At 76.1% G+C, this 13,800-nt stretch carries 16 protein-coding genes; 10 read left to right on the forward strand and 6 right to left on the reverse strand.

All coding sequences use genetic code 11. The features are described 5' to 3' along the window. Window positions 1–38 precede the first annotated feature (38 nt). The gene (locus tag PGB27_RS21165; RefSeq protein ID WP_274202379.1) at window positions 39–470 is read left to right on the forward strand and encodes an SRPBCC family protein; all 432 of its coding nucleotides are present in this window, start codon (window positions 39–41) and stop codon (window positions 468–470) included. A gap of 39 nt (window positions 471–509) precedes the next feature. Here PGB27_RS21165 and PGB27_RS21170 read toward each other — a convergent pair whose 3' ends face one another. The 3 genes from PGB27_RS21170 to PGB27_RS21180 form a co-directional block, all read right to left on the reverse strand. After that, window positions 510–1,271, reverse strand: a complete 762-nt coding sequence (locus PGB27_RS21170; RefSeq protein ID WP_274202380.1) for an SGNH/GDSL hydrolase family protein — start codon at window positions 1,269–1,271, stop codon at window positions 510–512. Between the two features lie 143 nt (window positions 1,272–1,414). Continuing rightward, window positions 1,415–2,155, reverse strand: coding sequence for an SDR family oxidoreductase (locus PGB27_RS21175; protein WP_274202381.1), 741 nt, complete (start codon window positions 2,153–2,155; stop codon window positions 1,415–1,417). A gap of 28 nt (window positions 2,156–2,183) precedes the next feature. Beyond that, entirely contained in the window at window positions 2,184–2,861 is a 678-nt protein-coding gene (locus PGB27_RS21180) for an RraA family protein (RefSeq protein WP_274202382.1), read from the reverse strand. 50 nt (window positions 2,862–2,911) lie between these two features. On the opposite strand from PGB27_RS21180, the gene PGB27_RS21185 reads away from it, so the two are divergent. Beyond that, entirely contained in the window at window positions 2,912–3,784 is an 873-nt protein-coding gene (locus PGB27_RS21185) for a BKACE family enzyme (RefSeq protein WP_274202383.1), read from the forward strand. Then, on the forward strand, window positions 3,781–4,524 hold the full coding sequence (locus PGB27_RS21190) for a putative protein N(5)-glutamine methyltransferase (RefSeq protein ID WP_274202384.1): 744 nt from the start codon (window positions 3,781–3,783) through the stop codon (window positions 4,522–4,524). The genes PGB27_RS21185 and PGB27_RS21190 overlap by 4 nt, the downstream gene beginning before the upstream one ends. 48 nt (window positions 4,525–4,572) lie before the next feature. Here the strand turns inward: PGB27_RS21190 and ligD are convergent, their stop codons facing one another. Next, complete coding sequence (ligD, locus tag PGB27_RS21195; RefSeq protein WP_274202385.1) at window positions 4,573–5,562, reverse strand: non-homologous end-joining DNA ligase; 990 nt, start codon at window positions 5,560–5,562, stop codon at window positions 4,573–4,575. Between the two features lie 213 nt (window positions 5,563–5,775). On the opposite strand from ligD, the gene PGB27_RS21200 reads away from it, so the two are divergent. After that, the gene (locus tag PGB27_RS21200; RefSeq protein WP_274202386.1) at window positions 5,776–6,294 is read left to right on the forward strand and encodes a L,D-transpeptidase; all 519 of its coding nucleotides are present in this window, start codon (window positions 5,776–5,778) and stop codon (window positions 6,292–6,294) included. Window positions 6,295–6,336: 42 nt separating this feature from the next. On the opposite strand, the gene PGB27_RS21205 is transcribed toward PGB27_RS21200, so the two are convergent. Beyond that, entirely contained in the window at window positions 6,337–7,989 is a 1,653-nt protein-coding gene (locus PGB27_RS21205) for an ABC-ATPase domain-containing protein (RefSeq protein ID WP_274202387.1), read from the reverse strand. A 269-nt stretch (window positions 7,990–8,258) separates the two neighbouring features. Here PGB27_RS21205 and PGB27_RS21210 point away from each other — a divergent pair, with 269 nt between their 5' ends. From PGB27_RS21210 to PGB27_RS21235, 6 genes are read left to right on the forward strand one after another with little or no spacing between them, the layout of a single operon-like run. Continuing rightward, a complete protein-coding gene (locus PGB27_RS21210; protein WP_274202388.1) occupies window positions 8,259–9,368 on the forward strand; it encodes a GNAT family N-acetyltransferase in 1,110 nt (369 codons plus the stop codon). Continuing rightward, window positions 9,365–10,381 (forward strand): LLM class flavin-dependent oxidoreductase, encoded by a 1,017-nt coding sequence (locus PGB27_RS21215; RefSeq protein ID WP_274202389.1) that lies wholly within the window; start codon window positions 9,365–9,367, stop codon window positions 10,379–10,381. Before PGB27_RS21210 ends, PGB27_RS21215 begins: the two co-directional genes overlap by 4 nt. Continuing rightward, window positions 10,378–11,982 (forward strand): amino acid adenylation domain-containing protein, encoded by a 1,605-nt coding sequence (locus tag PGB27_RS21220; RefSeq protein WP_274202390.1) that lies wholly within the window; start codon window positions 10,378–10,380, stop codon window positions 11,980–11,982. The genes PGB27_RS21215 and PGB27_RS21220 overlap by 4 nt, the downstream gene beginning before the upstream one ends. Next, window positions 11,979–12,245, forward strand: a complete 267-nt coding sequence (locus PGB27_RS21225) for an acyl carrier protein (protein ID WP_274202391.1) — start codon at window positions 11,979–11,981, stop codon at window positions 12,243–12,245. The genes PGB27_RS21220 and PGB27_RS21225 overlap by 4 nt, the downstream gene beginning before the upstream one ends. A gap of 36 nt (window positions 12,246–12,281) precedes the next feature. Next, window positions 12,282–12,653 carry a hypothetical protein gene (locus tag PGB27_RS21230; RefSeq protein WP_274202392.1) on the forward strand — a complete coding sequence of 124 codons (372 nt, stop codon included), beginning with the start codon at window positions 12,282–12,284 and terminating at the stop codon, window positions 12,651–12,653. Then, window positions 12,646–13,032 carry a hypothetical protein gene (locus tag PGB27_RS21235; RefSeq protein WP_274202393.1) on the forward strand — a complete coding sequence of 129 codons (387 nt, stop codon included), beginning with the start codon at window positions 12,646–12,648 and terminating at the stop codon, window positions 13,030–13,032. Before PGB27_RS21230 ends, PGB27_RS21235 begins: the two co-directional genes overlap by 8 nt. Here PGB27_RS21235 and PGB27_RS21240 read toward each other — a convergent pair. Then, on the reverse strand, window positions 12,963–13,796 hold the full coding sequence (locus tag PGB27_RS21240) for an alpha/beta fold hydrolase (RefSeq protein ID WP_274202394.1): 834 nt from the start codon (window positions 13,794–13,796) through the stop codon (window positions 12,963–12,965). The genes PGB27_RS21235 and PGB27_RS21240 overlap by 70 nt on opposite strands. Window positions 13,797–13,800 lie beyond the last annotated feature (4 nt).

The following is a 13,800-nucleotide window of genomic DNA, read 5'->3' on the forward strand; positions in this document are numbered from 1 at the left end:
CACTCCCGCCGTCGGCGCCCGCGCGGTAGGACGTCGCCGTGGAGTACACGGTCGCGCGTGAGGTCGACGCCGGGGCGGACACGGTCTGGGCGGTGATGGCCGACGTCGAGCGGATGCCGACGTGGACCTCGACGATGCGGCGGGTCCGCGTCGTCGACGGGGACACGCTGCGGGTGGGGACGCGGGTGCGGGTCGAGCAACCGCGGCTGCCGCCGGCGACGTGGGAGGTCACCGAGCTCGAGCCGGGCCGGTCGTTCACGTGGGCCGCACCCGCCCCCGGACTGCACAGCGTCGCGTGGCACGCCGTGGAGCCGTGGGGTCCGGGACGCAGCCGCATCACCCTCGGCATCCGCCAGACCGGCGCGCTGGGCGTCGTCGCCTCGATGCTCGGCCCGATGACCCGCCGCTACGTCGACACCGAGATCGCCGGGCTCGCGGCCGAGTCGGAGCGGCGGTCGGCGGCGCGCTGATCCCCGTCCCCAGGTCGTTGACGACGATGCTGATGCCGCTCACGGGCCGGCGACGGGGGCGAGGTCCGGGCGCTTCGCGCGGCGCTCGTCGCCGGTGCTGCGGCCCTGCGCGCGGCGCTGCACCCACGGCCAGAGGTGGTCGCGCGCCCAGCGGGCGTCCTCGGCGCGGCGCCGGCCCCAGGTGCTGGGCGCGGCGTGCGGCCAGGGCGCGTGCCAGTCGACGTCGGCGGGCAGGCCGAGGACCTCGCAGGCCCGCGCGGCGACCCGGGCGTGGCCGGCGGGGTTGAGGTGCAGGCGGTCGTCGGTGCGGGCGCGCGGGTCGGCCAGCGGCGGCATCACCCACAGGTCGACGAGGTGCGCGCCCTGCCGGTGGGCGATCTCGCGGATGTGGTCGTTCATCGCCGCGAGCCGCCGGCCGATGAGGTTGAGCAGCGGGCTCTCGCGGGTGTCGAAGCCGGTGAACACGAGCACGTCGGCACCGGTGGCCCGCAGCGTCGACACCGCGCCCTCGAAGCGCTCGGCCAGCGCGGCCGGGTCGGCGCCGGGGCGCAGGAGGTCATTGCCCGCGGCGCAGAGACTCACGAGGTCCGGGGCCATCCGGACGGCCGCGGGGACCTGGCTGGCGACGATCGTGTCGAGCAGCAGGCCGCGGACCGCGAGGTTGGCGTAGCGGACCTCGGGATCCGCGCGGGCCAGGGCGTCGGCGAGCCGGTCGGCCCAGCCGCGTTCCCGGCCGGTGGTCGGGTCGGGGTCGCCGACCCCCTCGGTGAAGCTGTCGCCCAGGCGACGAAGCGTCGCCACGACCTGCCCCCGCCCTGCTGGCCCACCGCGTCGAGCGCGGCACCCCGCGTCCCCTCCACGTCCCCGGATTGTGCTCCCCGCGGCCGCCGCCACGATCGAGGGCCCTGCCCGGTGGTCGTGCCGGCGGTCGTGGTCGGTCGGGGTCAGCGGCCGCCCGTGACGTCGAGCACGCTCCCCGTGCAGTACGAGGCCTCGTCGGAGAGCAGCCACGCGACCGCGGCGGCCACCTCGTCGGCCGTGCCCGCGCGGCCGATCGGCACCGTCGGACCGATGCGCGCCACGCGGTCCGGCTGCCCGCCCGACGCGTGGATCTCCGTGTCGACGATGCCGGGCCGCACGACGTTGACGCGCACGCCCTCGTCGGCGACCTCCTTCGACAGCCCGAGGCCGAGCGTGTCGACGGCGGCCTTCGACGCCGCGTAGTCGACGTACTCCCCCGGCGAGCCCAGCCGCGACGCCACCGACCCCACCAGCACGATCGAGCCGCCCGGCCCGCCGTGCGCGGTCGACAGGCGGCGCACCGCCTCGCGGCACGTGACGACGGCGCCGACGACGTTGACCGCGAGCATGTCCGCGACGCGCGCGGCCGACACGGCGTCGACCCGCGACTTCGGCGCCACGACCCCGGCGTTGACGACGACCCCGCCGAGCGGGCCCATCGCGTCCGCCGCCGCGAAGGCCGCCTCGACGTCGGCCTCCACCGCCACGTCCGCGCGGACCGCGCGCGCCTCGACACCCTGCTCGCGCGCCGCGGCGGCCACCCGGTGCGCCGCGTCCTCGTCGCTGCGGTAGGTCAGGCAGACGTCCCAGCCGGCGGCCGCGCCCCGGGCGACGACGGCGGCGCCGATGCCGCGGCTGCCGCCGGTGACGAGCAGGACGGCCATCAGAGCGCACCCTTCGGCACAGCACCCATCAGACGAGGAACCGCAACGACGAGTCCTGCCCGGCCGCGCGGGCGGCGCGGTGCTCGGCGAGGTTCGTGTGGTCGGCGAGGCTCCGACCGTCCCGCCCCTCCCCCATCCCCGCGAGCACGGCGGCCTCGGCGCGCTCGACCTCCTCGGCCCCCGCCAGGGCCGCGCGCAGCTGGTCGGGGGTCGCGACGGCGAGGCCGTCGTCGTCGCCCAGCACCAGGTCGCCGGGCCGCACGGGCACCCCGCCCAGCGCGACCGGTCCCTCGTCGAGGCCCCGCGGGTCGCGCGCGCTGCCCGACGCCGGGGTCGTGCCGCGGGCGAACACCGGCAGGCCGATGCGGCGCAGGGCCGCGACGTCCCGGCAGTACCCGTCGATGACCATGCCGGCCAGGCCGCGGCGGCGCGCCTCGGACGCGACCAGCTCGCCCGCCACCGCGCGCGCCCCCCGCGGGTTGACCACCACCAGCACCGAGCCGGCCGGGGCCTCGCCCGCCGCGGCCAGCACCGGGAGGTGGTCGTCGGGCGCGACGACGGTGACCGCCGGACCGGCCATGCGCGCGTGGGACACCATCGCCCGGATCGCGGGGTCGGGCAGCGCGAGCGTCTTGTCCGCGTCGCACAGCGACGACGTCGCGAGCGCGCGCACCCGGCCGAGCTCGTCGGGGGTCAGGGGATCCACGGTCGGCATCATGCTCGACGCGGCCCGGTCCGGGCGACGATCCTCTCCGGGTGACCGCCCCCGTGATCCTCGAGGTCGCCGTCAACGGCGCGACACCGCGCTCGGTGAACCCGCACGTGCCGCTGACCCCCGCCGAGGTCGCCGACGAGATGCTCGCCTGCGTGGCCCGGGGGGCGAGCATCGCGCACGACCACCACGAGGCCATGTTCGTGCCCGACGGCGTGCACCCCGTCGAGCCCTACCTCGAGGCGTGGACGCCGGTGCTCGCGCAGCACCCGGACCTGCTGCTCTACGCCACGATGGCCGCGGGCGCCCGCGGCATCCCGATCGAGACGCGCTGGGCGCACCACGAGGAGCTCGCCCGCCGCGGGCTCGGCGGGCTCTCGCTGGTCGACCCGGGGTCGGTGAACCTGGGCCTGACCAGCGACGGCGCGACCGCCGAGGCCGCCGCGCCGGGCCCGTACCAGAACAGCCTCGCCGACACCGAGCACATGTTCGCCCGCTGCGCCGCGCACGGCACCGGCCCGTCGATCTCGATCTTCGATCCCAGCTTCCTGCGGGTGACGCTGACCCTGCACCGCCACGGCCGGGTGCCGCCGGGCGCGATCGTCAAGCTGTACTTCGGCGGCGAGCTGGAGTTCGGGCTGCCGCCGACGACGACGGCGCTGGAGGCCTACCTCGAGATGCTCGAGCCCAGCGGGCTGCCGTGGTCGGTGGCGGTGCTCGGTGGCGACGTCGTCGGGTGCGGGCTCGCCGAGGCGGCGGTGCGGCGCGGCGGGCACGTGCGGGTCGGGCTCGAGGACCACGCCGGGACGTCGACGCCGACGAACACCGAGCTCGTCGACGAGGTCGTGGCCCTGCTGCGCGACCTCGGGCACCGCCCGGCGACGATCGCGGAGACGCGGGGGATCCTGGGGCTGTGAGCCTCGTGGACCGTCTGCGCGCGGCGGGCTGCGTGTTCGCCGAGGAGGAGGCGGCGCTGCTGGCCGGCGCGCCGGAGGACCTCGTCGCGCGGCGGGTGGCCGGCGAGCCGCTGGAGCAGGTGCTGGGCTGGGCGGAGTTCGCGGGGCAGCGGGTCGCGGTGGCGCCCGGGGTGTTCGTGCCGCGGCACCGCAGCGAGTTCCTCGTCGAGCGGGCACTGGCGGTGACCGGGCCGGGCGCGGCCGTCGTCGACGTCTGCTGCGGCACCGGTGCCATCGGGGCCGCGCTGCTCGCCGCGCGCCCGGACCTCGCGCTGCACGCGGCCGACGTCGACCCGGCGGCCGTGGCCTGCGCGCGGACGAACCTCCCCGGCGCCGCGGGGGTGCACACCGGCGACCTGCTCACGGCCCTGCCGCCGGCGCTCGCCGCGTCCGTCGACGTCGTCGTCGCGAGCACCCCCTACGTGCCGAGCGACGCGGTCGCCGCCATGCCCCCCGAGGCGCGCGAGCACGAGCCGCGGGTGGCCCTCGACGGCGGCGGCGACGGGATCGACGTCGTGCGCCGGCTCGCGGGGCAGGCTCCGGCGTGGCTGCGCACGGGCGGGCGCCTGCTCGTCGAGTGCGCGGAGCACCAGGGCGACGTGGCCCGGGCGGCCCTGGCCGGGGTGGGGTTCGTCGGCGTCGACGTGGCGCGCGACGAGGAGCGCGACGCGACCGTCGTCGTCGGCGCCTGGCCCGGGTGATCGAAGTACCGATACGGACACTGAACGTCTGTGACGGCACTTCGCTGACTAATCGGTCTCCTTCTCGGCCTTCTCCGCCGCGCGCTTGCGGCGCTTGCCCTCGTGCATGGCCTGGACCCGGGCGACGGGGATGGTGCGGCCCTCGGCGACGAGGTCCTCGGGCAGCTGCTGCGGCGCCGGGCGGGCGGCGGGGTCGGCCCAGGGGTCGGGGCGGTCGGGCGCGGTGCGCACCGTGATCTCGGACGGGACCACGGTGTCGAGCTCGTCCCACGACACCGGGAACGACACGGGCAGCCCGGGCCGCACCCGCGGGCTGTAGACCGCGGCGATGGTGGAGCCGCCCGCGCGCGTGGGGTCGACGAACACCTTGCCGCCGCGGTCGGCGCGGATGAACGCCGTGGTGGCGACGGCGGGGTCGAGGCGCTCGGTGCGGGCGGCGAGCGCGCGGGTGGCGCCGGCGACGTCCTCGTGGGTCGGTCCGGGCGCGAGCGGGACGAGGACGTGCACGCCCTTCGCGCCCGTGGTCTTCACGACGCCCGCGAGGCCCGCGTCGTCGAGCGCGCGACGCACGAGGTGCGCGGCGGCCACGACGGCGGCGAAGCCCGCGTCCTCGGGCGGGTCGAGGTCGAGCACGAGGTGCTCGGGCGTGGCCATGGACTCGGCACGGACGAGGGTGGGGTGGTACTCGATCGCGCGCTGGTTGGCGAACCACAGCAGGGTGCGCCGGTCGTCGCAGAGCGCGTAGGCGACCTCCCGGTGCGACGACTCCGCCCAGAACGACACCGTCCGCACCCACGCCGGCGCGTACTTCGGGACGTTCTTCTGCATGAACGGCTTCTGCCCGCGCAGTGCCCGCACCACCGAGAGCGGGCGCCCGGCGAGCGCCGGCAGCAGCCGCGGCGCGACGGCGTCGAGGTAGTCGACGAGCTCGCGCTTGGTCACCCCGGCCCCGGCGAAGAGCTCCTGGTCGAGGTTCGTCAGCGCGACGCCGTCGCGTTCCTCACCCTCGTCCCGCCCGCCGGATCCGGTTCGCGCCACCGCGTCACCTTCCTGCCCACGGACGGCCCCGGCAAGCCACCCCGGGGTCGGGCCGCGGTGATCGACGGATGAGAGAGTCCCCGCCCGGCACGCCACGAGGGGCCACGCAGAGCAGCGGGACACCACCCGGACAGACCACTCGTCCGTGGCACCCGGCGTGCCGTTGAGAGGGAGGCACCGCGGGCAGCGGCGCAGACCGTCGGGAGGAGCACGGTGGGTCGGCACACCTGGATGGACGGGGCGCGTGACGGCGCCCGGCGCGCGCGGCGTCGGGTCGGTCACCGGGCCGCCGCGATCGGCCTCGGGCTGGTCGCGATCGCGGGCCTGGGAGGTGTCGGCGCGGTGGCGATGGCGGCTCCCGCGACGCCCGCGGCGGCCTCGCCCTGCGAGGCGGCGGTGAAGGCCTGCGCCCGCCTGTCGACCAACGAGGCGTGGCTCACCGACGGCGCAGGCACCGTCGTGCGCGGCCCGGTGCGGATGAACCACGGGGCGCCGGGCAAGGAGACCCCGACCGGCATGTTCGCCGTGCAGCGCAAGGAGGAGGTCCACCTCTCCAAGGAGTACGACGGCGCGCGCATGCCCTGGGCGGTGTTCTTCGACGACAACGGCCGCGCCTTCCACGGCGGCGACCCGTCGCGCCAGTCGGCGGGCTGCGTCCGCATGGCCGATCCCGACGCCCAGGCCTTCTTCAACGGCCTCGAGGTCTACGACAAGGTCCAGATCCTCCCGTAGCCCCTCGTGAGCAGTTGCCACGCCCATGGCCGTGGCAACTGCTCACGTGCGCTTCAGCCGCAGCGAGCGCAGGCGGTTGAGGGCCGCGGCGACCTCGTGACGGCGGGGGCGGGCGATGTCCTCGGACCGCCCGTCGAGCAGGGCGTCCAGGCCCCGCCGGTCGAGCTCGGCGTCGAGCAGGTCGAGCCCCTCGGCCAGGGTGATCGTGCCGTCGAGCACCCCGTCCCCGAGCAGCGCGAGCGCCCGCCCGATGCCCGCGACCTGCGAACGGTCGGTGATCTGCTCGACGGCGGTGAGGTCGATGTCGTCCTCGCCGAAGGTCAGCCGGTCGCGGCCCCGCGCGCTGATCTTGCGCTTGCCGCGCGCGGTCGGGTCGAGCGAGGCGGGGTCGACGACGCGCGGGCTCACCGCCGGGAAGCCGGTGTGCTCCACGGCGCGCGACGTGCCCGAGGCGGCGATCTCGTGGGCGCGCGCGGTGACGTCCGAGGCGCGGTAGGCGTCCATCATGATCACGGTGTCGGCGACGCCGAGGTAGTCGCCCGACCCGCCCATGACCAGCACCGTCGACACCCCGTGCTCGGCGTGCAGCGGCCGGACGCGCTCCACGAACGGCACGAGCGGCTCGGTCGCGATCAGCTGCTGCATCCGGGCGTCGCGGATCATCATGTTCGTCGCCGACGTGTCCTCGTCGATGAGCAGCACGTCCGCGCCCGCCTCCACCGCCTCGACCGTCGATGCGGCCTGGCTGGTGGAGCCCGAGGCGTTGGTCGTCGAGAAGTCGTCGGTCGGCTCGCCGGAGGGCAGGTGGGCGACGAACGCGGACACGTCGTCGTGGACCACCGCGCGCCCGTCCTCGGCGCGCAGCTTCACCGCGTCGGGCCGCGTGACCACCTGCTCGCGCCCGTCGCCGGGCTCGTGGTCGTAGACGCCCGCCTCGATCGCGCGCAGCAGCGTCGACTTGCCGTGGTAGCCGCCGCCGACGATCAGCGTGACGCCCTCCGGCACCCCCAGACCGCTCACCTCGCCGGCGTTCGGCGCCGTCAGCGTCACCCGCAGCGCGTCCGGCCCGGCGAACGGCGTCGCGTCCTCCATCGGCCGGTCGTCGACGCCGCTGCGCCGTGGCAGCACCGCGCCGTCGGCGACGAAGGCCACCAGCCCGCGCTCGGCCAGCGCCCCGCGGAGGGCGACGGCGTCCTCGACGGTCTCGACGAACCGCCGCGCCGCCGCGTGGTCGGCGCCGTGCACGGCGTCGCGCACCGCGGCCGGGAGCGTCTCGCCGAGCAGCGTCGCGGCCTCGCGCCCGAGGATCCGCCGCTTCGGGCCCGGGAACGGCACGCCGACCTCGAGCACCACGACACCGTCGTCGCGGACCGTGCCGGCGCTGCGGTCGAGCACCTCGGGCCCGCCGGCGTCGACGTGCACCGGCGTGCCCCGCAGCGCCCGGCGCAGCCCGCGCAGCAGGAAGGCCGCCAGGGCCCGCCGGCGGTCGGGGGTGGCGTCGAGGTCGGCGGGCAGCCCGGCGTCGGAGACGGTGACGCGGACGCGGCTCGGCGGCGCGAACGGGTCGGCCTGGACGCGGAGCACCTCGAGCTCGACGCCCGCGACCCGCCACGCCCCGCTCAGCGACCTGTAGCGCCCGTAGCTCGCGCCGTCGAGGGAGCGCAGGGACGCGGCCAGGTCGTCGCGGGGAGCCATGGTCGGCATGGTGCCCACGCGCCGGGCACCTCACGCGCGTCCCCCGACAGGGCGGTGTCGACGACGACCTCGGGCCGGTCGCGGAACCACTTCACTGTCCGATTCGTTCTCGGTAAGGAGAACGGATGATGACTGTCCGGAGACACCCGCATGCGGGGAGTGCCCCGCACCACGGGAGAATCCGGGCGGACGCATCGCCCACGGAGCCGTGGCGGTGCGGGACGGGGGGCCAGCGTGATCGTCGAGAGCACCAGGGGGACCGGCGGCGCATGACCACGATCCGGCCGATGCGTCGCGACGACGTCCCCGCGGCGGCCGCCCTGTTCGAAGCCCGGTCCCGCTCCGGATCCACCGAGGCACCCGCACCGCTCGTGGCGTTCCTGGAGCGCCAGTCCTTCGACGCCCCGTGGCTCGACGACGACCTCCCGTCCCTCGTCGCCGAGGACCGCGACGGACGCCTCATCGGCTTCCAGGCGGTGAATCCGCGCCGGCTGCGCGTCGACTCCCGACCGGTCCGCCTCGCGTGCGGCGGGCCGATGGTGATCGACCCCGAGCACCCCGGCACCGGCATGCTCCTCACGCGCGCCTTCCTCGCCGGGCCGCAGGACGTGACCCTCACCGACGGGGGCTCGGACTCGATGCACCACCTCTGGACGACCCTGCGCGGTCGGGTGCGGGCGACGGCGTCGTTCCAGTGGCAGCGGTTCCTGCGTCCCGGCGGCGCCGTGACGGCCCTGCTCCGCGAGCGGGGACGCGCGCTGCCGCACCCCGTGGCCCGCGCCGTCGCCGCCGGTGACGGGCCGCTGCGCCGGCTGCCCCGCGTCGGGAACCGGTTGCGCGCCTCCACACCCGAGGACCTGACCGCCGAGCCCCTCACGGTCGAGGCGCTGCTCGAGCAGATGAGCGCGGCCCCGCGGCGCTGGCGGCTGTTCCCCGACTACGACGAGTGCTACCTGCGGTGGCTGTTCGACGAGCTGGAGACCGTCACCCCCGCCCGCGGCCGCCTCGTCGCGCAGCTGGTGCGCACCGGCGCCGGCCGGGTCGCGGGCTGGTACGTGTACTTCCTGCCGGTGGGCGGTACCGCCCAGGTCCAGCAGATCGCGTCGACCGGGCCCGACCCGGGACCCGTGCTCGACCACCTCCTGGCCCACGCCGACGCGCACGGCGCCGCGGCGGTCGCGGGCCGGCTCGAGCCGTCGCTGGTGGCCGCCGTCCGGCGGCGCCGCTGCCTGATCCGTCCGGCGACGTGGTCGCTGGTCCACGCCGACGACGACGGGCTCCTGGGGCTCCTCGAGTCGTCCGACGCACTGCTCACCCGCCTCGACGGGGAGTGGTGGATGGCCCCGCACCTGCTCTGGCGAGGAGGGAACTCCGCATGAGCCTGACCGTCTACTCGACGTGCCCACAGTCCAAGGACGTGCCGGCACCCGACTACCTCGACGCGGTCGCCGCGACCGCGCGGTGGAGCGAGGAGGCGGGCTGCGCCGGCATGCTCGTCTACACCGACAACGGGATCGCCGACCCGTGGCTGGTGGCCCAGACGGCCATCACCGCGACCGAGCGCCTCGCCCCGCTCGTCGCCGTGCAGCCGGTGTACATGCACCCGTACACGGCGGCGTCGATGGTCTCCTCGCTCGCGTACCTGCACGGCCGGGCGGTGCACCTGAACATGCTGGCCGGGGGGTTCAGGAACGACCTGCTCGCGCTGGGCGACACCACCGAGCACGACGACCGCTACGCCCGCACGGTCGAGTACACGCAGATCCTCACCGCCCTGCTGCGCGGCGAGACCGTGACCCGCGAGGGTCGGTGGCACACGGTGGAGAACCTCAAGCTCGCCCCGGCGCTGCCGCCCGAGCTCATGCCCGAGGTGCTGATCTCGGGCTCCTCGCCCGCCGGGCGCGCCGCGGCGGCGGAGATCGGCGCGACGCCCATCCGCTACCCCGAGCCGCTCGGCACGGCGCCCGACGGTGACACCCCCACCGGCGGCGGCGTCCGCATGGGCATCATCGCCCGCGACGACGCCGACGAGGCGTGGCGCGTCGCGCACGAGCGCTTCCCCGCCGACCGCACGGGCCAGGTCGCACACGCGATGGCCATGCGCGTGTCGGACTCGCACTGGCACCACCAGCTCACGGCCGCCGCGAAGACACCGCCGGCCGCGCCGGCGGACCTCGACGCCGAGCCCGAGCCCTACTGGCTAGGCCCGTTCGAGAACTACCAGTCGTTCTGCCCCTACCTCGTCGGCTCGCACGACCGGGTCGCCGCCGAGGTCGCCCGCTACGTCGAGCGCGGCACGGAGGTGTTCGTGCTGGACATCCCACCCGCACCCGAGGACCTCGGGCACGCCGGCGAGGTGTTCGCCCGGGCCGGGGCGGCGGTGCGCGCATGAGCCGCCCCGCCGGCCACCTGCAGGACCTCCTCGCCGACAGCGCCCAGCGGCACGCCGACCGGCCCGCGCTGGTCGGCACCGACGAGACGATGACCTACGCCGAGCTCGACGGGGCGGTGAACCGGGTCGCGCACGTGCTGCTCGGCCACGGCCTGACGCCCGGCGCGCGGGTGGCGGTGCTCGCGGAGAAGGCGCCGTGGACCATCGCCGCGCTGATCGGGACGCTGCGCGCGGGCGGGGCCTACGTGCCCGTCGACCCGGCGGGGCCGGCGTCGCGGGTGGCGCGGATCGTCGGGGCGGCCGAGCCCGAGATCGTGCTCGTGGACGCGGCGTCGCGGCCGCTGCTCGACGAGGTGCTCGCCGAGCTGCCGACCGCGCTGCTGGGTCGTCCACCGCTGGTCGGGGCCCTCGACACGCAGGACGGGGTCGCGTTCGGCCGGGAGGACCTGGTCCTGGCGCCGACCGCGGGCCCGGGCGTCGCGCCGACCGACCTCGCGCACCTGCTCTTCACGTCGGGCTCGACCGGCGTGCCCAAGGGCGTGATGATCACCCACGACACCGTCCTCGCCTTCGTCGACTGGGCGCTGCGGCACTTCGGCACCCGCCCCGGCGACCGCGTCTCCGGGCACCCGCCGCTGCACTTCGACCTGTCGACGTTCGACATCTACGCGACGCTCGCCGCCGGTGCCGAGCTGCACCTCGTCCCGGCCTCGCTCGGCATCGACCCGCGCGGCACCGCGGCCTTCATCCGCGACCGCGCGCTGACCCAGTGGTTCTCGGTGCCCAGCGTGCTGACCTACCTCGCGCGCTTCGACGCCGTCGCCCAGGACGACTTCCCGGCGCTCGAGCGGCTGCTGTGGTGCGGGGAGGTGCTGCCGACGCCGGTGCTCGCGCACTGGATGCGGCGGCTGCCGCACGTCCGGTTCACCAACCTCTACGGCCCGACCGAGGCGACCATCGCGTCGTCGTACTTCGACGTGCCCGAGGTCCCGCCGGACGAGACCGTGCCGGTGCCGATCGGGCGCGCCTGCGACGGCGAGGAGCTGCGCGTCCTCGACGAGGACATGGCCCCGATGCCCGTCGGCGAGGTGGGCGAGCTGTGGATCGGCGGGGCCGGGCTCTCGCCGGGCTACTGGCGCGACCCGGAGAAGACCGTGGCCGCGTTCGTCCCCCACGCCGACGGCGAGCGGCTCTACCGGACCGGCGACCTCGCGCGGGTCGACGACACCGGCGTCGTGCACTTCCTCGGACGCGTGGACTCGCAGGTCAAGAGCCGCGGCTACCGGATCGAGCTCGGCGAGATCGAGGCCGCGCTCGCCACCGTGCCGGGCATCCGCGAGTGCGCGGTGGTCGGCATCGACACCGGGGGCTTCGAGGGCACGACGATCTGCGGCGCCTACTCGGTGGCCGAGGGCCACGTGCTGCCCGCGACCGACGTGCGGCGCCGGCTCACCGAGCTGCTGCCGAAGTACATGGTGCCCGCGCGGTGGGCCGAGCTGGAGGACCTGCCGCACAACGTCAACGGCAAGATCGACCGGCCCGCGCTGCGGGAGCGCTTCGCGCCCGCTCCCGCGACCACGGCCGCGACAGGAGGACGATGAGCATGACCGAGGAGGCCACCGCCGGGGCCCTCACCGCGCGCCTGACCGACCTGGTCCGCGACCAGCTCGGCGTCGAGGTGCCCTCGCCGGCGACCGACCTGGTGGCCGAGGGTCTGCTCGACTCGCTGGCGCTGGTGACGCTCATCGTGGGGATGGAGGACGCGTTCGGCACCCGGCTGCCGCTCGACGACTTCGACATCGACCGCTTCCGCAGCGTCGACGCGATGGCCGACTACCTCACCGAGGTGGGGGTGACGGGGTGACGGGCGCGGTGCGCCGCTGCTCGTAGGCTGCCGCCCGTGATCGTCGGCCTGACCCTCGCGGTCCTCGCGCTCGCGCTGGCGTGGGCGCTGTGGTGCGGGGTGTCCGCGGCGATCGGGCAGGCGCCGACGCGCAACCACCGCCTCGGGCTGGTGGTGCTCGAGGCCGTCGCGCTGGTGCAGGCGCTGATCATGGTCGTCGCGCTCGTCGTCCAGGGTGGGCGGACCACCGGCGCGGTGGTCGAGATCGTCGGCTACCTCGTCGCGTCGCTGGTCGTGCTGCCGATCGGGGCGGCGCTCGCGCAGTCCGAACGGACCCGCTACGGCTCGGTGGTGCTCGCGGTCGCGGGCGTCACGCTCGCCGTGCTGTCGCTGCGCACCGGGCAGGTGTGGACGGTGACGGGTGGCTGAGCGGCGGCTCGCGGCGGGCCCCGGGCGGGTGCTGCTGGTCGTGTACGTGGTGTTCGCGATCTCGGCGGGCGCGCGGGCGCTCTACCAGATCGCGGTCCAGTTCGAGCGCGCGCCGGAGGCCTACGTGCTCTCGGCGTTCGCGGCGGCCGTCTACCTCGTCGCGGCGGTGGCGCTGGGCCGGGGCGCGCGGCGGGTGGCGCTGGTGGCGGTGGTCGTCGAGCTCGTCGGCGTGCTCGGGATCGGGACGCTGTCGCTGCTGCGGCCCGAGGACTTCCCCGACCCGACGGTCTGGTCGGACTTCGGCATCGGTTACGGCTTCGTCCCCGTCGTCCTGCCGATCCTGGGCCTGCTCTGGATCCGCCGCGCGTCCCGTCCCTGAGCACCCAGGAAGGCCTGCAGGGCGCCGGTGACCAGCTCGGGGTGCTCGAGGTTCGGGTAGTGCCCGGCGCCCGGGACCTCGACGACGCGTCCGCCGGCGGCCCGGGCGACCTCGCGAGCCATGCGCTGGTGGTCGGGGCTGTCGAGCAGCCCGACGACCGCGAGCACGGGCAGGCGCAGCGTCGACAACCGTGCCGCGACGTCGGGCACCGGCGTCGGCAGCACCGGCGCGCCGTCGGGGACGTGGTGGTCGAGGGTGTCGTCGGTCATCCGCCGGACGTGGGCGAGCACGTCCGGCGCGACGCCGGCCAGCGGGCGCCCGACCCCGAAGCCCAGCTCGAGGAAGATCGCGGTCCAGAGGGCGCGGTCGCCGGCCTGCTCGGCGGCGGCCCAGCGGGCGAGCAGGTCGAGGGTCGCCGGGTCGCGGAACTCCGCGCCGCTCGCTCCCGCCCCGCTGACCACCAGCTCCGTCACCAGCTCCGGCGCCTCGAGGGCGAGGTCGACCGCGACGCTCGCGCCGAGCGAGACGCCGGCGACGGCCGCGGGCCCGACGTCGAGGTGGCGCAGGAGCGCAGCGAGGTCGTCGACGTGGCGGAACGGCGCGGTCGGGGTCGGCGAGGCGCCGTGGCCGCGCAGGTCGGGGGCGATGACGCGGTGGGTGCGGGCGAGCGCGGCGATCTGGGGCTCCCAGAGACGGTGGTCCAGCGCGCCGCCGTGCAGGAGGACGACGGGCGGGCCGGCGCCCTGGTCGAGGTGGCTCAACATGACA

The sequence above is a fragment of the Actinomycetospora lemnae genome (assembly GCF_028737315.1).
GTDB lineage: Bacteria > Actinomycetota > Actinomycetes > Mycobacteriales > Pseudonocardiaceae > Actinomycetospora > Actinomycetospora lemnae.